Source organism: Caldalkalibacillus mannanilyticus JCM 10596, from assembly GCF_000615945.1.
Taxonomy (GTDB): domain Bacteria; phylum Bacillota; class Bacilli; order Caldalkalibacillales; family JCM-10596; genus Bacillus_AT; species Bacillus_AT mannanilyticus.
This window is the reverse complement of sequence record NZ_BAMO01000048.1, coordinates 14,957-35,805: the sequence shown is the minus strand read 5'-3', so window position 1 is coordinate 35,805 and position 20,849 is coordinate 14,957. Positions and strand designations below refer to the sequence as shown.

18 protein-coding genes, 2 pseudogenes and 1 riboswitch are annotated in these 20,849 nt (G+C 41.0%); of the genes and pseudogenes, 14 read left to right on the top strand and 6 right to left on the bottom strand.

Annotated features, from left to right (window positions below):
* Window positions 1-36: 36 nt before the first annotated feature.
* From JCM10596_RS20675 to JCM10596_RS20655, 5 genes are all read right to left on the bottom strand, one after another.
* The gene (locus tag JCM10596_RS20675) at window positions 37-1,704 is read right to left on the bottom strand and encodes a b(o/a)3-type cytochrome-c oxidase subunit 1 (protein ID WP_025028732.1); all 1,668 of its coding nucleotides are present in this window, start codon (window positions 1,702-1,704) and stop codon (window positions 37-39) included.
* Window positions 1,705-1,727: 23 nt separating this feature from the next.
* On the bottom strand, window positions 1,728-2,201 hold the full coding sequence (locus tag JCM10596_RS20670; protein ID WP_025028731.1) for a cytochrome c oxidase subunit II: 474 nt from the start codon (window positions 2,199-2,201) through the stop codon (window positions 1,728-1,730).
* Window positions 2,202-2,255: 54 nt separating this feature from the next.
* Window positions 2,256-2,420, bottom strand: coding sequence for a cytochrome c oxidase subunit 2A (locus tag JCM10596_RS29300; RefSeq protein ID WP_148302657.1), 165 nt, complete (start codon window positions 2,418-2,420; stop codon window positions 2,256-2,258).
* Window positions 2,421-2,625: 205 nt separating this feature from the next.
* On the bottom strand, window positions 2,626-2,913 hold the full coding sequence (locus JCM10596_RS20660) for an SdpI family protein (RefSeq protein ID WP_051541397.1): 288 nt from the start codon (window positions 2,911-2,913) through the stop codon (window positions 2,626-2,628).
* A gap of 87 nt (window positions 2,914-3,000) precedes the next feature.
* A complete protein-coding gene (locus JCM10596_RS20655; protein WP_025028729.1) occupies window positions 3,001-3,750 on the bottom strand; it encodes a DUF3109 family protein in 750 nt (249 codons plus the stop codon).
* 128 nt (window positions 3,751-3,878) lie between these two features.
* Window positions 3,879-4,077, top strand: a riboswitch (cobalamin riboswitch).
* A 140-nt stretch (window positions 4,078-4,217) separates the two neighbouring features.
* Between JCM10596_RS20655 and metE the strand changes: the two genes are divergently transcribed.
* The 8 genes and pseudogenes from metE to JCM10596_RS26790 all read left to right on the top strand — a co-directional run bounded on the left by metE (window position 4,218) and on the right by JCM10596_RS26790 (window position 13,957).
* Entirely contained in the window at window positions 4,218-6,527 is a 2,310-nt protein-coding gene (gene metE, locus JCM10596_RS20650; protein ID WP_051541396.1) for a 5-methyltetrahydropteroyltriglutamate--homocysteine S-methyltransferase, read from the top strand.
* A gap of 11 nt (window positions 6,528-6,538) precedes the next feature.
* The gene (locus JCM10596_RS20645; protein ID WP_034681903.1) at window positions 6,539-7,015 is read left to right on the top strand and encodes an acyl-CoA thioesterase; all 477 of its coding nucleotides are present in this window, start codon (window positions 6,539-6,541) and stop codon (window positions 7,013-7,015) included.
* 174 nt (window positions 7,016-7,189) lie between these two features.
* Window positions 7,190-8,080, top strand: coding sequence for a nitrilase-related carbon-nitrogen hydrolase (locus JCM10596_RS20640; RefSeq protein ID WP_025028726.1), 891 nt, complete (start codon window positions 7,190-7,192; stop codon window positions 8,078-8,080).
* Between the two features lie 90 nt (window positions 8,081-8,170).
* Entirely contained in the window at window positions 8,171-9,523 is a 1,353-nt protein-coding gene (locus JCM10596_RS20635; RefSeq protein ID WP_025028725.1) for an NAD(P)-dependent oxidoreductase, read from the top strand.
* Window positions 9,516-10,775, top strand: coding sequence for an NAD-dependent dihydropyrimidine dehydrogenase subunit PreA (gene preA, locus JCM10596_RS26805; RefSeq protein ID WP_034681900.1), 1,260 nt, complete (start codon window positions 9,516-9,518; stop codon window positions 10,773-10,775). The genes JCM10596_RS20635 and preA overlap by 8 nt, the downstream gene beginning before the upstream one ends.
* Window positions 10,776-10,831: 56 nt before the next feature.
* Complete coding sequence (gene hydA, locus JCM10596_RS26800) at window positions 10,832-12,226, top strand: dihydropyrimidinase (RefSeq protein ID WP_034681896.1); 1,395 nt, start codon at window positions 10,832-10,834, stop codon at window positions 12,224-12,226.
* Between the two features lie 50 nt (window positions 12,227-12,276).
* Window positions 12,277-13,748: pseudogene (locus tag JCM10596_RS26795) on the top strand (NCS1 family transporter).
* A 23-nt stretch (window positions 13,749-13,771) separates the two neighbouring features.
* Complete coding sequence (locus JCM10596_RS26790; RefSeq protein WP_051541395.1) at window positions 13,772-13,957, top strand: hypothetical protein; 186 nt, start codon at window positions 13,772-13,774, stop codon at window positions 13,955-13,957.
* A 62-nt stretch (window positions 13,958-14,019) separates the two neighbouring features.
* Here JCM10596_RS26790 and JCM10596_RS30945 read toward each other — a convergent pair whose 3' ends face one another.
* Window positions 14,020-14,145, bottom strand: a complete 126-nt coding sequence (locus tag JCM10596_RS30945; RefSeq protein ID WP_267879723.1) for a hypothetical protein — start codon at window positions 14,143-14,145, stop codon at window positions 14,020-14,022.
* Between JCM10596_RS30945 and JCM10596_RS20610 the strand changes: the two genes are divergently transcribed.
* From JCM10596_RS20610 to JCM10596_RS20580, 6 genes and pseudogenes are all read left to right on the top strand, one after another.
* A complete protein-coding gene (locus JCM10596_RS20610; protein ID WP_025028724.1) occupies window positions 14,137-15,597 on the top strand; it encodes a CoA-acylating methylmalonate-semialdehyde dehydrogenase in 1,461 nt (486 codons plus the stop codon). The genes JCM10596_RS30945 and JCM10596_RS20610 overlap by 9 nt on opposite strands.
* Before the next feature lie 107 nt (window positions 15,598-15,704).
* Window positions 15,705-17,071 (top strand): annotated as a pseudogene (locus JCM10596_RS26785) (aspartate aminotransferase family protein).
* A gap of 79 nt (window positions 17,072-17,150) precedes the next feature.
* Complete coding sequence (gene sigK / locus JCM10596_RS20600; protein ID WP_025028723.1) at window positions 17,151-17,858, top strand: RNA polymerase sporulation sigma factor SigK; 708 nt, start codon at window positions 17,151-17,153, stop codon at window positions 17,856-17,858.
* A gap of 235 nt (window positions 17,859-18,093) precedes the next feature.
* Window positions 18,094-18,303 (top strand): YqaE/Pmp3 family membrane protein, encoded by a 210-nt coding sequence (locus JCM10596_RS20595; RefSeq protein WP_025028722.1) that lies wholly within the window; start codon window positions 18,094-18,096, stop codon window positions 18,301-18,303.
* Window positions 18,304-18,775: 472 nt separating this feature from the next.
* A complete protein-coding gene (locus tag JCM10596_RS20590) occupies window positions 18,776-19,123 on the top strand; it encodes a membrane lipoprotein lipid attachment site-containing protein (RefSeq protein WP_025028721.1) in 348 nt (115 codons plus the stop codon).
* 1,114 nt (window positions 19,124-20,237) lie between these two features.
* On the top strand, window positions 20,238-20,759 hold the full coding sequence (locus JCM10596_RS20580; RefSeq protein WP_025028719.1) for an accessory gene regulator ArgB-like protein: 522 nt from the start codon (window positions 20,238-20,240) through the stop codon (window positions 20,757-20,759).
* Window positions 20,760-20,849: the final 90 nt, after the last annotated feature.

The window sequence follows — 20,849 nt, the reverse complement described above, 5'->3', positions numbered from 1 at the left end:
ATATCCGAAGTCATTTAAGCTTGCCAATGAAATTTCTTACCACATAATAAACCCTTCTGAACCTGGAACAGGACTATTGATCATTCCGATCAATGGAATCGTATAAGCAATTAAGATTAAAACGATTGAAATCGCAATCCAGATGCTCCATCTTTCTAGAATCCTAGGTGTCTTCTCAGCAGTTTCGTAAACCTCACCGATTGGGTATTCTGTATACCCTTTAGGTGCTCTAAGTAAGAGAACAATATTATAAATAAGAAGTAGGATGCTGACAAATAAAATCATTCCACCGACAGCCATCACGACATGGTAAGGCATCCAAAAGAGAGCATCAGGATGATCTCCATACGTTGTGTACGCTGTTCTTCTTGGGGAACCAAATAAGCCTACTGAGTGCATGGCTCCAGACATGAAGAACATTCCTACACACCATAGCACCGTCTGTATAATACCTAACCGATGCATCTTAGGAGTGAGCTCTCGGTTTGTGATCGCTGGAATTAACCAATAATAAATCCCAAAGAAAGTAAGTGTCACACTGGAAGCGACTGTTAAGTGAAAGTGTCCTGTGACCCATAAGGTATTATGAACCACGGCATTCATTTGAAAACTGGCATTAATTAATCCACCGGCTCCAGCGGGAATAAATATGAGCATTCCCATAAATGGAGCAAAAAAGCGGACATCCTTCCAAGGGAGGACTTTTACCCAGCCAAATAATCCTTTGGTTCCTTTCTCGCGACCATTTAATTCAAAGGTAGCAAACAAAGAGAACGCAGTCATAAGAGAGGGAATCACAACCATAAAGGTTAAGACCACCTGCAAGTACTTCCAGAAGGGAGTAATTCCAGGCTCCATAAGCTGATGGTGAAACCCTACAGGAATGGAGAACAATAACAATAAAATAAAGGACAATCTTGCTAAGGCATCACTAAAAATTTTGCCCCCAATAATCTTGGGAATCATAACATACCAGCAGATATAAGCTGGCAATAACCAGAAATAGACTAATGGATGACCAAAATACCAGAATAAAGTACGACTTAAAAGAACGTTAATCGTATCGACCCAGCCAAAGGACCAAGGAATAAATTGAAGCAGAACCGTTGCGGCAACACCAATTGTTGCGATCTGCCACATAAGCATGGTCGTCACAGACATGAATCCAAATAAAGGTGATAATTGACCGTTATGAACCTTTCTCCAATGAAAGTATTGCTTAAAAATTCCAAAGCCACTTAACCAGCTTCCCACAACAAGTAGTACGAGAGAAATATAAAATAATGGTGAGGCTTTCAATGGAGCGTAAAAGGTATATAGTACCGTTGCCTTATTCAATAATACCTGAGAAACACCAAGAATGGTTCCTACAGCCATAAGCCAAAATCCGATCCAGCCCATCTTTCTGACAGAATCTAATAATTTCCCACCCAAGGTTTTGGAAATACCAGAATAGAGAAAACCAATAATAAAAAAGGTAGTAAAAACGAGTGCCATTAACACGCCATGTGCTGTAAGCAATTGATAATAACCAATGTTTGCTGGCAGAGTGATTGTACCGCCACGAACCATTCCTTGTAATAATCCTGCAACTCCCCCTAGAAAAAGAGCCACAATGGCGAATAATAGATGGGCTAGAACGAGAGAACCGTCCTTTTGGTCAAAGGTTTCTTTAGGGTCAGGTTGTTGTTTCACATTTGTCATAGTGTTGAACGTCCTTTCTATCTCTATTTAACAATGATTGTTGTACTCATAAACTCATGTGCTGCACCGCAATACTCATTACAGATAATCAGAAATTCGCCTGATTGACTAAAGGTATGAGAAATACGACTGACTTCACCAGGGAGTACCATCATATTGACGTTGGTTCCAGGAATGGCAAAACCATGCACGACATCAGGACTAGTTACAATAAAATGAACAGTGGCTCCAACAGGCACTTCAATATTTTGCGGACTATAGCCAAAAGCATAGGCAACCATAATCGCTTCGTACTCATTATCGCCAATCTGTTTTAGTTCTGGTGTGTCAAAAGGTGCTGTTTCATTCACTTTTGCCGGATCAATCGCGTGATGAGCATGACTGCTCGGTGGATGCATGCCCATGGCAAAAGCAGAGATTCCAAGAATAGTTAAGAATAAAAACAGAGTCCCAATCCCAAGGATGAGCCAAATTTTTTCCAAACGATGAATATGCATATAATTCCCCTCTTTTCATTGATGGTGCTTGCTCAAGAACGAATGCTCAAGTGTCTAGTTTCTACTAATAAATAAGTAAAAGACAGCCACCCAAGATAGTACTAGAAAACCTCCTAGTAGCATGACTGAGACAAACGCTCCTTTCAAAGAAGGTTCGTCCTTGATGGGTGTTTGAATTTTTTTGCTTTCCTTCTGCTGCTCAGGTGTAATATTTGTCATCTCCGATCCCTCGCTTCACACTTAATTTACTGTCTAAATAGACAATTTCAAGGTCATCATACTCCTTCTGTGCGGAAAATCATGTGATCTTTCTCACAAATCCAAAATTTCAAAATGAACATTATGTTACAAAATGTGTCGATTCTTGGCTATAAAATAATAAAAAATCCAGTAAAAAAACTGGATTTTTAGGTGTTTATGCTATTCAGTCTAATTTAAATTCGACAAGAACAAACAAAATAAGGATAAGAATACCTGCTAAGATAGAGGTCACGAGAGTGCTTTCGGTTACCCACGCCACGAGAAGCAGAATCAGCCCAATAATCATGAGAAGCTTGCTGCTATATCGGTTTGCTAGCGTCCAATTTTCGATATTTCTCCGAGCTCTTCGCGTTCGATAGCCGTATAAATGATTGATCCTTCTAGGCGGAAAAATCCTAAGAATCAGTCCAGCCAAAAAAAGAATCCCTCCGATTAATAGATTTTCCATCATTATTAAATGTGCCCTCCGTTCGAAACATAGTATTTTTTGTTTTTAGGAAATGGTGAGAAGCCGTTATTTTGCGTGAAGTCTAGCAAATTAGTGCTGCGAGCTAAGGCTTTCGATAAACCGAATAAGTTCGATGCCAAAATGCTTCTGTAGTAATTCTTTATTCCAAGACCAAGCTGGTTTGTAATCCTCTACACTAAAAGGAACATTTTCAACTTCCGTTAGCTGATCGACCTGAAAAGGGAGTCCTTGACGCAAGGAGCGATTGATACATATATAGTCCTTATACTCCTCTCCCCATCTGGAAAAAGAAGCTGTTTTACGCGTTAAGGAGGTAATGATGATGGATTGCTGATATTGAATGATATCTAAGGGAAAAAGCGAGCAGCTAAAAGGCTTCAATTCATCTGCTTCGATCTTTTCATGTTCCGCATATTGATGAATAGTGAATAAATTGCCTGCCAAGAAGAAACAGTTCCCCTGACATTTCTTAATGTTTTGGACATCTGCTTGTGAGGAAACCTGCTCTAGAAATCCATTTGTCGTTGCTTCATGGAGATGAGCGCTAGTAAGATATTTCTTTATGATAGGAATCGCATGTGATTCAAGAACTTGTTCTTGTTGTTTAGTCATTGAAAAAGGCTGCCCTTCTTCACAGCAGGAAACAGGATGAACCAGTTTACAGTTTGTACAGTCTAAATTAACAGGAGTCAGGATGGCAGGATCTAAAAGAAAGTGCTGAAAATGCTGAAAGGGTGTTCGTTTAAGGTGTTTTTTTAAATGAAAGGTTTCTTTGTACGATAAGGTTTCATGAGAACCATAGTAAATAGGTAGCGACATAGTGAACACCTCTGCTGAATTTGAATTCGATCTTGGTATTAATTATATTGAACTTTTCCCTAAAAACATACTCTAAATTAGCTTGACTCTCTTTTGTGCCCATGATAACCTTAGCTTACGTTTTACCAATTGCATAAGTGGAAATAGGTTCCTTGAACGAATTTGTTTTAAGGATGAAAAGGGAAGATCGGTGCAAATCCGACACGGTCCCGCCACTGTAATAGGGGAGTCAACGCAAATTATCACCACTGATCTTATGAGATTGGGAAGGGATGCTGTTGATAGTGAACCTTGAGTCAGGAGACCTGCCTGTTTCGACAACACTGCAAGACCTACGGGAGATAGGGAGGTGTTAGGATCGCTATGACAGTATTGAATATGGATACACTGTTTATTTAGGCATTTCTAACTTTCTATTGAATCGTTAGAGATGCCTTTTTTATTTTGGACTCGGAATAAGAAAGTGGATGATTTCATCAAGGGAGGTAAGGAGATTGGGAAGAGTAAAAAGCAGTAATTTAGGGTATCCGCGTATTGGAGAGAATCGTGAATGGAAGAAAACGTTAGAAGCTTTTTGGGCTGGAAAAAGAGAAGAAACAGACTTTTTCCAACAGATGGAACAGATTCGACTCTACCATCTAAAAAAGCAGCAAGAAAAAGGAATTGATTATATTCCTGTCAGTGATTTCACTTTCTATGATCATATGCTAGATATGGCTGTTATGCTAGGAATCATTCCTGAGAGATTCAGAAACGAAGGAGAGGCAGATTCTCTTCAGACTTACTTTGCCATGGCACGTGGCAGTAAATCTGCTGTGGCGTGTGAAATGACGAAATGGTTTAACACCAATTATCACTACATTGTACCTGAGCTAGGAGAAGTGACGCCAAGGCTCACCGTGAATAAACCCCTTATTGCTTATCGTGAAGCGAAGGAAAAGCTGGGTATTGAAGGAAAGCCTGTGTTGGTGGGACCTTATACATTTGTGAAGCTTTCTAAGGGATATACGGCTTCAGAATTGCCCGACCTTATCTTACAGCTTGTGCCACTATATGAACAAATTTTGCAGGAATTAGAGCAAGAGGGCGTCGAGTGGGTGCAGCTAGATGAACCCATTCTCGTTACCTCTATAACAAAAAAAGAAATGGAAACAATCGTCCATATCTATCAGCAGCTGCACGAAGCAGCTCCCAAATTGAAGATGATGCTTCAAACCTATTTTGATTCAGTGGAACATTATTCAGAAGTGGTTACGTTACCTGTACAGGGAATTGGCTTAGATTTTGTACATGGTCTAGAACAAAATCTACGTTTTCTAACCGAGCATGGTTTTCCACAAGATAAAGTCCTAGGTGTTGGAGCGATTGATGGCAGAAATGTTTGGCGTTCTCATTTGCCGAACAAATGGCACTTATTACAAAGAATCACAAGAATCGTCCCCGAAGATCGTGTTTGGATACAGCCATCAAGTAGTTTACTCCATGTTCCTGTGAATGTCCATGAAGAAACCCATTTAGACTCTCTTTTTGAAGAAGCACTTGCCTTTGCTGATGAAAAATTAGACGAACTAAGCTGCCTAATCAAAGGATTTCGTTATGGTGAAAGTATGATCGCGGATGAGATGATCAAAAGCCAGAAGATTCTAGAACAGATGGCTTTATCATCGGCACGTAATCGTTCAGTTGTTCATGAAGCAGTAGCCAAGGTCGAAAACGCAGATTTCAATCGTTCTGCTCCGTTTGAACAGCGGAGAGAGAAGCAGCAGCAAGTATGGAACCTTCCCTTGCTCCCAACTACCACAATCGGTAGTTTCCCACAGACTTCAGAGATTCGTCAGGCTAGGCAAAAGTGGAGAAAGGGTGAGTGGACAGCAGAGCAATATGATCAATTTATCCAAAAGGAAATAAAAAAATGGATCTCTATTCAAGAGGAAATTGGTCTTGATGTGCTCGTGCATGGTGAATTTGAACGGACGGATATGGTGGAATTTTTCGGTGAGAAATTAGGGGGCTTTGCCTTTACTAAGAACGGGTGGGTGCAATCATACGGATCACGTTGTGTCAAACCACCAATTATTTATGGTGATGTAGAATTTCTACAGCCTATGACCGTAAAAGAGAGCCTCTATGCTCAAAGCCTGACGACTAAACCAGTGAAAGGCATGCTTACTGGGCCGATGACCATTTTAAATTGGTCTTTTGTACGTGATGATCTATCTCGTCAAGAGGTGGCTTTTCAAATCGCCTTAGCCCTACGCCAGGAGGTTGAAGCGTTAGAAAACGCAGGGATCAAGATGATTCAAGTAGACGAGCCTGCCCTGCGTGAGGGATTACCCTTGAAAAAATCAGCTTGGAATAATTACTTAGAGTGGGCGGTCAACGCTTTTCGCCTGACAACTTCTACAGTACAAGATACGACCCAAATTCATACTCATATGTGCTATTGCGAGTTTCATGATTTTATCGATTCGATTAGTCAACTCGATGCGGATGTCATTTCATTGGAAACCTCTCGCAGTCATGGAGAATTAATTTCCACATTTTATGACCATGCTTACAATAAAGAAATTGGATTGGGTGTATATGATATTCATAGCCCGAGAGTTCCTTCTGTTCAAGAAATGGTTAGCACGATCGAGAGAGGATTAGAGGTATTAGCTCCCGCTCAATTTTGGATCAATCCTGATTGTGGATTGAAAACAAGAGGAATGGAGGAAACCATTTCTTCCCTTCAGAATATGGTCGAAGCCACTCACTTTACTCGTCAGCGGATATAAGGAGGCCTAACATGCAGATACAAGCGAAAAAAGTACAAGAATCCAGAACCTACATGACAGACCTTGTTTTCCCGCCAGATACGAATCACCATAATACGATCTTCGGGGGAAAAGTGATGGCTTATGTTGATAAAATTGCGTGTATCGCAGCTATGCGACATTGCCGCAAGCCGGTTGTTACTGTATCTAGCGATAACTTTGATTTTTTAGCCCCAATAAAAACAGGTGAGGCAATCAATCTAGAGGCTTATGTGACATGGGTACATAAAACCTCTATGGAAGTATATGTGGAGGTAGAATCCGAAAATTTGCTAACGGCAGAAAGAAAAATAACCGCTCGTGCCTATCTAACGTTTATTGCTTTAGATGAAGAAGGACAGCCTACACCTGTTCCTCAGGTCGTACCAGAAACCGAGGAAGAACAAAGACAATATGAACAAGCACAGGAACGATATGCCATGAGAAAAAAACGTAGAATAGAGAAATAACAGAATGATAGGAATAGACGAGAAAAGCCTTAAATGAGAGATTTCACTATGAAATTCTTCTTTTTTTTTTGCCACTTTTACCTAAAGGAAAAGTTTTTCAAAGCAAGTATAAAGTTATAACTATTCAATATATTTAGTTATAGATCGTCAAGCAAGGATGAAGGAGGGATCAGCATGTCAGATAAGGTACAGATTGGGTTAATTCAAGCTTCTCATGAAGTTCATGGTGATGAACCTGTAGAGGTTCATAAGGAAAAAGCTATTGAAAAACACATGCAATTGGTTAGAGAAGCAAAGAGCAAGGGAGCAAACATTATTTGTTTACAGGAAATTTTTTATGGTCCCTATTTTTGCGCTGAACAAAAAACGAAATGGTATGACTCGGCAGAGGAGATTCCAAATGGACCGACCACTCGGCTTTTTCAAGCAGTGGCTAAGGAATTAGAAGTTGTTATTATTCTTCCTATCTATGAACGTGAAGGGATTTCGACCTACTATAATACGGCAGCTGTGATTGATGCTGATGGGAGTTATTTGGGGAAATACCGCAAACAGCATATTCCTCATGTGGGTGTGGGCGAGCAGGGCTATGGGTTTTGGGAAAAATTTTATTTCAAGCCTGGCAATCTAGGCTACCCTGTTTTTGACACGGCATTTGCCAAGGTGGGTGTCTATATCTGCTATGATCGTCATTTTCCAGAAGGAGCTAGATTGTTAGGGCTTGGGGGGGCGGAGATTGTCTTTAATCCGTCGGCAACCGTTGCTGGACTTTCTGAATATCTCTGGAAGCTAGAACAGCCCGCCCATGCTGTGGCAAATGGATATTATCTAGGAGCCATCAATCGTGTGGGGAACGAAGCCCCTTGGAATATGGGAGAATTTTATGGTCAATCGTATTTGGTTGATCCAAAAGGAAACTTTGTTGCTATGGGGAGTCGCGATCGGGATGAAGTCATTATTGCGGAAATGGATAAAAAAATGATTCGAGAAGTAAGGGATCTATGGCAGTTTTATCGTGATCGTCGTCCTGAAACCTATCAAGATATGACGGCTCTGTTGCCCTAGAGAAAGCAGGGCTACTCCTTCCCTTATGAAAAAAGACGAGAATGTATCTGCTTATGTAAAGGAGGAATGGTTTTGGAAAAGAGCAAGGAAATGAAGGTATCCCTAGGGACGCTGGTAGATAATTTTCTAGAAGTACACCCAGGGTTAAGCCAGCGTCAAGCACAAGAAGAAGCGCATCGTTGTCTGTATTGCTACGATGCTCCCTGTATTCAGGCTTGCCCCACAGGAATAGATATCCCTGCTTTTATTAAGAAAATTGCTTCGGGGAATATCAAGGGATCAGCGATGACGATTATGCGCTCAAATCCAGTGGGAGCAAGCTGTGCTCGTGTCTGTCCTACAGAAGAACTATGTGAGGGAGCCTGTGTTCTTAATCATTCAACAAACCCCATCATGATTGGCGATTTACAACGCTACGCTACAGATTGGGCGATTCAAAATAAACAAGTCTTATTTCAAGCCGAGCAAAAAAAGGGAAAAACGGTTGCTGTCGTTGGAGGGGGACCAGCAGGCTTGTCTGCGGCTAGAGAACTGGCACTCCTTGGTTATCAGGTCACCATCTTCGAAGCAGAGGAGCAAGCAGGTGGATTAAATACGTATGGCATTGTTTCGTTTCGTTTACCGCCAGCCATTTCCTTATGGGAGGTGGATCAAGTCAAGAGCTTAGGTGTTGAGATTCGTACCAATACAAGAGTGGGTCAAGATATATCCTCAGCAGAAATAACAGAAAATTACGACATCGTCATTTTGGCTATAGGGATGGCGAATGTTCCTATGCTTGGAGTTGAAGGAGAAGAATTAGAAGGGGTATATGATGCGCTTGAATTGATCAAAGCGACAAAAACAGATCAGATCACTAGTGACTTAGTAGGAAAACGTGTAGTGGTCATTGGGGCAGGAAATACGGCGATTGATGGAGCGACTTGTGCAGTGCGATTAGGAGCAGAAAATGTCAAGATTTTATACCGTAGAACCCAAGCAGAAATGACGGCGTATCATTTTGAATACGAGTTTGCCAAGCAAGACGGGGTTGAATTTCGCTGGTTGACGGCTCCTAAGCGAATCATAGGAGATGAACAGGGAAAAGTGACAAGAATCGAATGTATCCGTATGGAGTTAGGTGAGGCAAGTTCTGACGGTAGGCGTCAACCTATACCAGTGGAGGGCTCTGAATATATTCTACCGGTAGATGCGGTGATTAAGGCGATTGGTCAGTTGAGATATATTGAGCTGATCGAGGCATTTGGTTTGGAGCATCGAGGAGGTGTTGTGCAGGTTAATCAGACGACCTTTCAGACCTCGAAGCCGAAGATCTTTGCCTGTGGAGATGTGATTTTTGGCAAAGGACGAGGAGAGGCAATGGTAGTATCTGCGGCACAGCAGGGCAAAGAAACGGCTTATGCTATTCACCAACTTGAGCAAGGAGGGGATTTAGATGGCTGATTTGCGTATTCAGTTTGCGGGTATTCAATCGCCTAATCCTTTTTGGTTAGCCTCGGCACCGCCAACCAATACAGGTTATCAGGTTCAACGAGCCTTTGAAGCGGGCTGGGGAGGAGCAGTGTGGAAAACATTAGGGGAGCCTATTCTAAATGTATCCTCTCGTTTTGCTGCGCTAAGCTTTCAGGGGCAACGAGTAGCAGGCTTTAACAATATAGAGCTTATCACCGATCGTCCGCTAGAAGTGAACTTAAAAGAAATGGCTGAAACGAAAAAAAGATTTCCTCATCATGTGCTTATTGCTTCCTTAATGGTTGAGCCTAAGCAGGAAAAGTGGCATGAGATAGTTAAGCGAGTGGAGGAGATCGGAGTAGATGGTCTTGAACTTAATTTTGGTTGTCCGCATGGGATGGCAGAACGAGGAATGGGCTCTGCCTCTGGTCAAGTTCCAGAGCTAGTAGAGAAACAAACCTATTGGGTGAAAGAGGTCGCACAAACTCCAGTTATTGTGAAGCTGACTCCGAATATTACAGATATTACAGTCACAGCAGAGGCTGCCGTACGTGGCGGGGCAGATGCCATCAGTATGATCAACACAATTAATAGTCTAGCAGGGGTGGATCTAGACACCTGGAATACGATTCCTCATGTTGGAGGAAAGGGAGCGCATGGGGGATACTGTGGTCCTGCAGTGAAACCAATCGCTTTAAATATGGTTGGAGAATGTGCTCGAAACCCTCGAATTTCTGTCCCGATCTCGGGGATGGGTGGAGTGTCCAACTGGCAAAATGCAGTTGAATTTATGCTGATGGGAGCTACAGGTGTTCAGGTATGTACTGCGGCGATGCACCATGGCTTTCGCATTGTGGAGGATATGCTAGAAGGCTTATCTCATTATCTGGATGAGAAGGGGATCGCTTCGGCAATGGATTTAGTGGGGAAATCAGTGGCTAAGTATTCAGATTGGGGCGAGCTTGACTTGAATTATCAGGTGGTCGCCCGAATCAATAAAGAGGTTTGTATCAATTGTAATAAGTGTCATATTGCCTGTGAAGATACCTCTCATCAATGTATTGATATGCTGCAAGAGGCGGACGAAAAAAAGTATTTGCAGGTACGTGAAGAAGATTGTGTAGGCTGCAATCTATGTTCTATTGTTTGTCCTGTTGAAGGGGCGATTGACATGGTCGAAATCCCTAGTGACTTGCCTGCAATGAGCTGGAACGAGCGTCAAGCAGGATTAGGCTTTAAATAGATCGGAGAGCAGAAGATAGATCTGCTCCTTAATAGATAAAAAAGGGGAAAACGGATATGAAAAAACTGATTAAAAACGGAATAATTGTGACCGCAACAGATACCTATCAGGCAGACGTGCTGATCGAACAAGGGAAGATTTCGACCATTGGACTCGATTTATCTGTCGAGGGGGCAGAAATCATTGATGCACAAGGACATTATCTATTTCCTGGAGGAATCGATCCTCATACCCATCTTGACATGCCCTTTGGAGGAACGGTAACAAGGGACGACTTTAGAACGGGTACCATTGCTGCTGCTTTTGGTGGAACCACGACGATTATTGATTTTTGCCTAACGAAAAAAGGAGAGCCTCTTCGGAACTCAATAGATGAATGGCATGCTAAATCGAAAGGAAAAGCCGTGATCGATTATGGCTTTCACCTGATGATTGCAGAGATGAATGAGGAGGTACTTGCTGAGCTTCCTAGTGTTATGGATCAAGAAGGGATCACTTCTTTTAAAGTATTTATGGCGTATAAAAATGTTTTTCAAGCAGACGATGCCACTCTCTTTCGTACGTTAGTCACAGCTAAGGAGTTGGGCGGACTTGTTATGGTTCATGCAGAAAACGGAGATGTCATCGAATACCTGACAGAAAAAGCACTGGCAGAAGGTCATACCGAACCCATCTATCATGCCCTAACCAGACCCCCAGAGGTTGAGGGAGAAGCAACGGGCAGAGCGGCACAGCTTACTGGACTAGCCGACTCGCAGCTCTATGTGGTGCATGTTTCCTGTGCCGAGGCTGTGCAGAGGATTGCCGAAGCGAGAAACAAGGGATTCGAGATCTGGGGAGAAACCTGTCCTCAATATTTGGTGCTGGATCAAAGCGCCTTAGAAAAACCAGATTTTGAAGGTGCCAAATATGTCTGGTCCCCGCCGCTTCGTGAAAAATGGAATCAGGATATTCTCTGGAACGCTCTAAAAAGTGGACAGCTACAAACCATAGGCTCGGATCAATGCTCCTTTGATTTTAAAGGTCAAAAAGAGCTTGGACGTCATAATTTCACCAAAATTCCCAATGGCGGTCCGATGATTGAGGATCGGGTAAGTATCTTATTCTCTGAAGGAGTGAAGAAAGGACGAATCTCCCTCAATCAATTTGTCGATATGATCTCCACAAGAAGTGCTAAATTGTTTGGTTTATTTCCCCAAAAGGGAACGATTGCGGTGGGTTCTGATGCAGATTTAGTCATTTTTGATCCGAATGTGCAAAGAACTCTTTCAGCAGAAACCCATCATATGGCAGTAGACTATAATGTCTTTGAAGGTTTACAGGTCACAGGGGAGCCGGTTTCGGTGCTCTCACGGGGGGAATTTGTCATTCAGAACCGACAGTTTGTAGGCGAATCGGGTCATGGTCAGTATCTGAAGCGAAAAAAATATGAAAAGGGGTTGATCCTTTAGGTACAAGAGAAGCAAGCGATCTCCAATGAGGGATGGAAAGGAGAATTCTAATGAAGAAACAAGGGAGCTACTTACAGTCCCCAGATTTATTGCCCATTGTACAAAAGGGAAAGAAAATTGGTTCACTAGGATTCGCCTTCATCTGGGTTGGAATGGCTGTAGTATTAGCGGCATTTGCCATTGGTGGAGCTGGAGTGCAGAGTCTTTCCTTGGGGTGGGTGCTACTGGCGACATTCATAGGGTCGATTGCCATCGGACTCTGCATGACCATCATTGGTGATATTGGAGTAGAGCATGGATTATCCTTTCCCGTGTATATGAGGCTCCATTCGGTACGGTAGGAACTCATCTTCCCTCGATTATTCGTGGGTTTGTGGCATCCTGCTGGTTTGGGATTAACACATACTTTGGTTCAACAGCCATGAACGCCATTTTATACGTCCTGTTTGATTTTAACCATTGGTTTCTCTGCTTCCTTATTTTTGGCACGTTGCAAGTGGTCAATACGGCATTAGGAATTAAGGCGGTAGAGCGCTTTGCTGACCTAGCCGCTCCGATCATTATTATGATATCTGCTTGGATGTATCTCAGTCTTTCTGAGCAAGCCATTGCCGAGGGGAGAGAGGTATGGAACTGGATTGAAAGCCCTGCCACAGGAGGAGCTGCTGTTACTGCTTTTATTGTCGTCATGATGACGAACATGGGCTTTTGGGGAACCTTAGCCGCAGATATGCCCTCTCTTTCTCGGTTTATTAAAGCGCCTGTTCATGAACGAAACTGGTGGAAACGAAATCGAGCACAAATTGCAGGAAATCTAGTGGCACTTCCTCTGACTCAAACCTTTATGGTAATGATCGGAGGAGTTTCCTACATTGCCGTGAAGAATTATGATCCTGTTATTGCATTACAGGAAGCGGCTAGTGGAATTGTGCTAGGCATTTTGCTATTAATGATTGTCTTTGCTCAGTGGTCCACCAATATCTCAGCCAATCTGATTCCTGCTGCCACCATTTATTCCAATGTCGGAGGACCTAAGTTTCCGTTCTGGGCAGGGGTTGTTGCCGCAGGGATTATTGGTTCGATCGTGCAACCTTGGAGCTTATTCGATATTATCATTCCAGCACTTTTACTTGTTGGAGGAGTCTTATCCGCTATTGTAGGCATCTTATTTGCAGACTACTATCTTCTTCGGCGCCGTCGAGTCCATGTTCATGATCTCTATCAGGAGGAAGGTCAGTTTAGATATTTACATGGCTTTAACCTAGCTGGATTTATTTCTTGGATTCTTGGCGGAGGGAGTGCTTTCTTTTTTCCTAACTATTCATTTATCATTGGCTTTTTTGTGGGCTGTACTAGCTACTATCTATTAGCAAAATATTGGTGGTTCCAACAATATAAGCAAGCCGAAATGGAAGACCCTGATGATGCTAAGTACTTAGGAATCACGGTCGGCAGGTTTTGGAAGATTGCAGATGCAGAGACCTTAGAGGGAGCGGCAGACATAGAGTCAAAACAAACCTAATAGAATAGGGATGGGGGAACAGGATGTCAGCGTATAAAGAATTTTTAGCAGAAAAGGAAAAGATCGATCGTTTGGTTTCTAGTGGCTATCAGATTAAAGGGGTAAAGGAAGATTTAAGTGGAGCTTTGCTAGAGTTTGAACGGGGGAATCAGGCACTGGATAAGGAGAAAAGCGTGAAAGAAGGTAGAGAAGAAGAAGCAAAAGAGTGAGCAAAAAGTGTACCTACAGATTCTTACGGCGGATGCTAGGAAATATTTTTCTTCCCTGATCATTAGGCAGCGGCGACAAGATAAAGCAGATTATTAAGAAGGGACGGATCAGGAAGCATTGGATCAGCAAACACTGGATAGATAGGAAACCAATCCTGCCAAAAAGGGGGCATTGTAAGATGAATCATAACGCAGGCTACGTGTTAAAAAACTATATTCATGGACAGTGGGTCGAATCTAGCGGCATAGCTAGTATAGAAGTACCTAATCCAGCTACAGGTGAGGTACTGGCTCGTGTTCCTCTATCTCCTGCACAAGATGTGGATGAGGCAGTCAAATCAGCTAGTGAAGCTTTTTTAACGTGGAAAAACACGCCCGTACCCAAACGTGCTCGTATCTTGTTCACTTATCATCATCTACTAACCGAGCAGCATGAAGCTCTTGCTCAGCTCATCGTTCAAGAGAACGGGAAAGCATATAAAGAAGCGTATGGTGAAGTGCAACGCGGGATTGAATGTGTTGAATTTGCAGCAGGGGCTCCTAGCTTACTTATGGGGGAGTCACTTTCAGGAATTGCAGAAGAAATGGATTCTGAGATGTTTCGTTATCCATTAGGAGTTATTGGCGGCATTACTCCTTTTAACTTTCCGATGATGGTCCCCCTCTGGATGTTTCCCTTAGCTGTCGCCTGTGGAAATACCTTTGTTCTGAAGCCATCTGAAAGAACGCCACTGCTTGCCAGTCGGTTAGCAGAGCTCTTTACCGAAGCAGGTGCTCCAGCAGGTGTTCTAAATATCGTTCATGGGGCACACGATGTGGTCAACCGCTTAGTGGAGCATGAGCAGATTAAGGCAATTTCCTTTGTCGGTTCTCAGCCTGTGGCTCACTATGTATATAGCCGTGCCGCTGCACAGGGGAAGAGAGTGCAAGCCTTAGCAGGTGCTAAAAATCATCATTTTGTCATGCCAGATGCCGACATGGAGAAAGCCGTTCAGCATATTATTACGTCTGCTTATGGGAGTGCAGGTCAGCGGTGTATGGCTTGCAGTGCGGTGGTACTCATCGGTGGAGGAGATGAATTTGTTCATGCCTTAAAAGAAAAAGCAGATCAATTACTAATTGGCAACGGATTAGATGATGAGGTACTGCTTACCCCTGTTATTAGAGCCTCTCACCGAGCGAAGGTACTCGAATATATCGAGCTTGGAATCGAAGAAGGAGCCACCTTGGTTCGGGATGGACGCAAGGAAATGGATCTGCATCCTAAGGGGAATTTTCTAGGTCCCACGATTTTCGATCATGTTACCCCAGAGATGACGATTGCCCAAGAAGAAATTTTTGCTCCTGTTCTCAGCTTGCTTCGCGCGAAGGATTTGGAGGAAGGCTTACAGTTTCTTAGAAAATCCCGGTTCGGCAATGGGGCTAGCATCTATACCAAGGACGCTAAAGTGATTCGTACCTTTCGAGAAGAATCAGATGCAGGAATGCTTGGTATTAACGTAGGAGTTCCAGCGACAATGGCGTTTTTTCCTTTCTCAGGATGGAAGGACTCCTTTTATGGCGATCTGCATGTTAATGGGAAGGACGGAGTCAACTTCTATACTCGTAAAAAAATGATCACCTCCAGATTCGATTTCTAAAAAAGATGTACCAGACCCGTTCATGGTCTGGTACATCGTATTTGCTTCTATGAATCTATGAAGAAGTAAGATTGAAAGTTAGAAGATGAAAAGAGGGAGTAGATAAGATGGAAGAAAAGAACTCTTACCATGAGCTTCTTGCTAAGGATGATCAATATCTGTGGCATTCGATGAAACCCTATCATCCAGAGGCGACGATCATTGCTCAGAAAGCAGAGGGATCTTGGGTTACAGACAGGAATGGAAATAAATATTTGGATGCCATGTCCGGCTTATGGTGTGTCAATGTAGGATATGGAAGGACGGAGCTTGCCGAGGCAGCTTATGACCAACTCAAGGAATTAGCTTTCTTTCCCTTAACGCAAAGCCATTTCCCTGCGATTAAATTAGCTGAAAAACTAAATGATTGGCTAGAGGGAGAGTATGTTATTTTCTTTTCCAATAGTGGATCGGAGGCTAATGAAGTAGCCTTTAAGATCGTTCGGCAATACCATCAACAACAAGGAGATCATCAGCGCTTTAAATTTATTTCGAGGTATAGAGCCTATCATGGCAACTCAATGGGAGCGCTCGCTGCCACCGGTCAAGCACAGCGCAAATACAAATACGAGCCCCTTGCCCCTGGTTTTATTCATGTAGCTCCTCCAGATTCCTATCGTTCACCAGAACAGCCAGATTGCCTCCCACATGAATTGTCATCTGTGCAGGAAATTGATCGTGTTATGACGTGGGAGCTGAGCGAAACCATAGCGGGAATGATTATGGAGCCCATCATCACGGGAGGAGGGGTGCTTGTTCCCCCCGAAGGGTATATGCAAGGGGTTCACGAGGTGTGTCAAAAACATGGAGCTTTGCTCATTGTTGATGAGGTCATTTGTGGTTTTGGCAGAACAGGTAAGCCCTTTGGATTTATGAATTATGGTATCAAGCCAGATATTGTAACTATGGCAAAAGGGATTACCAGCGCTATCTACCCTTATCCGCTACGGCTGTTCGAAAGGATATCTATGAAGCCTTCAAAGGATCAGAGGAATACGATTATTTCCGTCATGTCAATACCTTTGGCGGTAGTCCTGCGGCATGTGCATTGGCTCTTAAAAATCTAGAAATTATGGAGAACGAAAATCTCTGCGAACGATCTCAAGAGGTAGGAGGGAAGTTAATACATGAATTAACGCTAGCGCTTCAAAGTCATCCCTATGTCGGAGATGTGCGGGGGAAAGGGCTTTTGATCGGTATCGAATTAGTGAAGGATCAGTCAACCAAGGAACCTTTAGATGTACAGATCGTGAATCAAGTCATTGGACTTTGTAAGCAAAAGGGTCTTCTAATTGGTAAAAATGGAGCCACAGTAGCCGGATTTAATAACGTCTTAACCATTGCTCCTCCATTAAATATAGAAGAAACAGATGTAGCCTTTATTGTGGAGAAGGTTGAGGCAGCATTGGGCGAGGTGGTAGAGAGTAAAGTGTAAGTTATTTATTAATGGACAGACAAGGACGAAGCTGTGCTCACATAGACTAGTAGTAATCTGCTTATCGGAGGTGACAGCTTTGCCCGGAATACTTACAACCATCGCTTATTTTATTAAGGAATTGATGGTTTTTGTCTCCTATGTAAAAAATAATGCTTTTCCTCAACCGTTAAATGAAACGGACGAAGAAATGTATCTGAACAGGCTTCAGGAAGGAGACCAAGATGCAAGAAATACTCTTATTGAGCATAACCTTAGACTCGTCGCACATATTACCAAAAAGTTTGAAAATACAGGAGAAGATACCGAAGACCTTATTTCCATTGGTACGATTGGCTTAATCAAAGGAGTAGAAAGCTATTCACCGAACAAAGGAACAAAACTGGCGACATATGCTGCTCGTTGTATAGAAAATGAAATTCTAATGCATCTGCGCTCCTTAAAGAAAACGAAAAAAGATGTTTCCCTGCACGATCCAATAGGGACGGACAAAGAAGGGAATGAGATCTCGTTGATCGACGTTCTTAAGGCAGAGATGGATGATGTCATCGATCTTGTCCAGCTCCAAATGGAAAAGAACAAAATCTATGAGCACATCCATGTGTTAGATGAAAGAGAAAAAGAAGTGATTATAGGTCGTTTTGGACTTGATTTAGAAAAAGAAAGAACGCAGAGGGAAATAGCCAAGGAGTTAGGCATCTCTAGATCCTACGTTTCTAGAATTGAAAAAAGAGCCCTGATGAAGCTGTTTCATGAATTTTATAAAGTAAAGCAGGGGAGAAAGTAGAATCGAAGGGAAGAAATGAAGAAGGGGGAGGTAGATATCCCTTCAAAAATTTAGTCTAGGTTTGGGCTGTATCTCAGAGGGGATGCAGCTTTTTTAGTATTGGTGGAAATGAAACAAGATATGATCACTAGCGTTGCATAAAAATAGAAAAAAATCTATTTTAGGACAAAAGAAAGAAATAGGAATATACCGATAGAATATTAGAAGGTAACAAAACTAAAGGAGAGTGGATATCATGTTATACTTATTGTGCTTAATACCGCCAGTCGCTGTGCTTCTAACAGGAAGACCTATCCAAGCCTTGCTAAATTTCTTTTTGACCTTGTTGTTTTACTTACCAGGAGTTATACACGCAATCCTCGTGGTTAACGAACACAAAGCAGATAAGAGAATGAAGAAGCAAGTTAAGCTTATGGCAAAAGAACAAGCTAAGATAAATAATTAAGCTGCTCAATGATGAGTGGCTTTTTTTAATGGATGCCTTTTAAGATAATCCTCTCTATCTATCATTCAATTGGTGGCTCAGGGTACCCAAATATTTGATGTACTATAAAAAATGCGAAACTAAAATACCAGTACTAGGTATAATATAATTACTCTTCATAAAAAGGTTAAAACAAAAAAAACGGAGAATTTGCAATGAGATTATCTTTTTAATTGTTACTAGTATTATTGTTAGTAGGGTGCTTTACTTTATAAAAAATTCAAGATGCAGAGGCGATATCTCTTGATAATACAGAAACATGAAAGTAGTATCAACGAATTCTATCTAGATGAACCTGAAAATTACCTATTATGTAATTATGTTTAATTTAGACGAAAATATAAAAATGGAATTATTGTAATGATAGAGTTTCTAAGTGGTTTTTATAGATGATTAGTTGGTAGTGCTATAAATAACACTGGAGGTATTAGAAATGAGAAAAATGCTCTTTATTATTTTTATAATTCTTGCTGTTTCAGGTTGCTCAGCAAGCGAAATAAAGTTGGATTATAAAGGGTATATCATTGATATTTTGGAATTAGAAGAATCTATGGTCTATCAAATAATGTGGGGGATTTCTGAGGACGATGTGAAAACAAAAACAGCAGGAGATTTAAACGAATACAATTCTCATAGATTTATAATGGTACAATTTGATGAAAATAACAAAAAGGAAGATAGTTTCAAGATAGGAGATAGAGTCAGTGTTCAAGTAGTGGAAGTTCAACCTCATCTTTATAAGCTTAAAAAAATAGAACTAGATAAAAGTGATGAGCAATAAAACTCGAATAAATATCGTTTTTTTATTTGGTAAACCAATCTTTTACAAAGAGGTATTAATCAATTTTTTTGATTCTAGATCAGAATATGCCAATAATGTTGAATTGGCAATGCAGGAGATATTAAACCGAAATTTAAATTAGGTGTACAATTTGTTGGTTCCGTTATCAATGTTTTGTTAGATTCATAATTGACTATTCAAACATCGGATTAAAAATTGCAGAATATCTGAATTCGATTGACAAGAATCCAAATAATGAGTATGTTGATTTCTGGTGAAAAAAACTGGCTGGGTAGTCTTGTTACTGTGGGCATTTATCTCAAGAGGGCTGATTAGGCAGGTGATTTACAACCTATCGAACAAGAGGTTATTTTGTCGAAAAATATATATATTTCGGACAACGAATATAGTAAAATGTAATCAGATTGCACCTTTTGAAAAGCAATAGTACATACACATGGTGGGGGTTAATTGTTATTATGCTAGATAACGCATTGTATATCTTTTTGTCAGCTTTAGAAAGTATTGCATTGTTAGTGTTTATGTTCACTATATTTAGATTTAACCCATTTAGTTATTCATTACAAATCGTTTTCTTTAGTTTCTTCTCAGCTTTATTGTCGTTTGTACTTAAAACTGAATTTCAGATAGAGCAATATCTGATTCCTTTAATGCTTTTGCCCTTTCTCATTATTTACCTATTCTCCACGCTAAATATATCGATTCTTTATTCTATTATAGTGACTGGAATTAGTTTTATTTCATTTGCCCTATGTCAATCGATACTAGTGAGCATTCTTGATTTAATAGGTGTAATATCGATTGGGAAACTTCATTTAATATCAATTGATATGTTTATCAATTTCTCTACTACGTTTATATTTTTCATGTTAATAAGCCACTTTTTATATTATAAAGGGTATGGTTTTACGTTTGATATGAATAAGTTTAAGTTTAAAGGTGAAGAAATAATCATACTTACTCTATTATTTTTTTCAACGGTAGTACTTTTAATCTCTCTTTATATCAATAATTCTTGGTTAGCGATTGTCCTTTTATTTATTCCAGCCGCCTTTCTTATTTATTTCAGCATTAAGAAGGAGATGAGAGATATTTGATTTCTAATTTAGCTGAAAAAATTGCGGTTTATATAAAAGAGCAGAGTGATCATGAAGCCAGCATTGCAGTTCTAAAAAATGCATTAGAGAAAATAATAAATGCCGTTTCTATAGTATTCTTAGGAATAATGTCAGGAGCTTTATTTGGACAGTTGACAGAGGTTTTGATTGTGCTGATGGCGTTTGCCACTCTTAGATTTTTTTCTGGAGGTTACCATTTTAAATCAGGAATAATCTGTGTTATCGCATCTGTAGGAGTAGCGAATGTCATTCCTTTTTCAGGTATGTATATGGAAGGCGATATTGTATGCATTATTACCATATTCAATTTATTATTAGTTGCTATGTATGCTCCATCCCGAATAGAAGATACAAGCAATGTTTCGGAGAAACATTATCCAATATTTAAAATAATTTCCATTTTAATAGTGAGTTTCAACTTTGTTACTCATTCTGCTTTGATTGCGGTTACATTTTTTATCCAAGCAATCTCTTTGATTGAACGAACAAGGGGGTGAACATCATGAAAAAAGAGTATTTTATTTGGTCGCAGTGTTCTTAACTACTTTTGCAACCTTTGTTCCCTCAGTTTCAGCTAGTTGGGTATG

Coding starts and splice junctions, on each gene's coding strand:
- JCM10596_RS20675 (WP_025028732.1), bottom strand. CDS start 1,704: ATGACAAATGTGAAACAACAACCTGACCCTAAAGAAACCTTTGACCAA.
- JCM10596_RS20670 (WP_025028731.1), bottom strand. CDS start 2,201: ATGCATATTCATCGTTTGGAAAAAATTTGGCTCATCCTTGGGATTGGG.
- JCM10596_RS29300 (WP_148302657.1), bottom strand. CDS start 2,420: ATGACAAATATTACACCTGAGCAGCAGAAGGAAAGCAAAAAAATTCAA.
- JCM10596_RS20660 (WP_051541397.1), bottom strand. CDS start 2,913: ATGATGGAAAATCTATTAATCGGAGGGATTCTTTTTTTGGCTGGACTG.
- JCM10596_RS20655 (WP_025028729.1), bottom strand. CDS start 3,750: ATGTCGCTACCTATTTACTATGGTTCTCATGAAACCTTATCGTACAAA.
- metE (WP_051541396.1), top strand. CDS start 4,218: ATGATTTCATCAAGGGAGGTAAGGAGATTGGGAAGAGTAAAAAGCAGT.
- JCM10596_RS20645 (WP_034681903.1), top strand. CDS start 6,539: ATGCAGATACAAGCGAAAAAAGTACAAGAATCCAGAACCTACATGACA.
- JCM10596_RS20640 (WP_025028726.1), top strand. CDS start 7,190: ATGTCAGATAAGGTACAGATTGGGTTAATTCAAGCTTCTCATGAAGTT.
- JCM10596_RS20635 (WP_025028725.1), top strand. CDS start 8,171: ATGAAGGTATCCCTAGGGACGCTGGTAGATAATTTTCTAGAAGTACAC.
- preA (WP_034681900.1), top strand. CDS start 9,516: ATGGCTGATTTGCGTATTCAGTTTGCGGGTATTCAATCGCCTAATCCT.
- hydA (WP_034681896.1), top strand. CDS start 10,832: ATGAAAAAACTGATTAAAAACGGAATAATTGTGACCGCAACAGATACC.
- JCM10596_RS26790 (WP_051541395.1), top strand. CDS start 13,772: ATGTCAGCGTATAAAGAATTTTTAGCAGAAAAGGAAAAGATCGATCGT.
- JCM10596_RS20610 (WP_025028724.1), top strand. CDS start 14,137: ATGAATCATAACGCAGGCTACGTGTTAAAAAACTATATTCATGGACAG.
- JCM10596_RS30945 (WP_267879723.1), bottom strand. CDS start 14,145: ATGATTCATCTTACAATGCCCCCTTTTTGGCAGGATTGGTTTCCTATC.
- JCM10596_RS20595 (WP_025028722.1), top strand. CDS start 18,094: ATGTTATACTTATTGTGCTTAATACCGCCAGTCGCTGTGCTTCTAACA.
- JCM10596_RS20590 (WP_025028721.1), top strand. CDS start 18,776: ATGAGAAAAATGCTCTTTATTATTTTTATAATTCTTGCTGTTTCAGGT.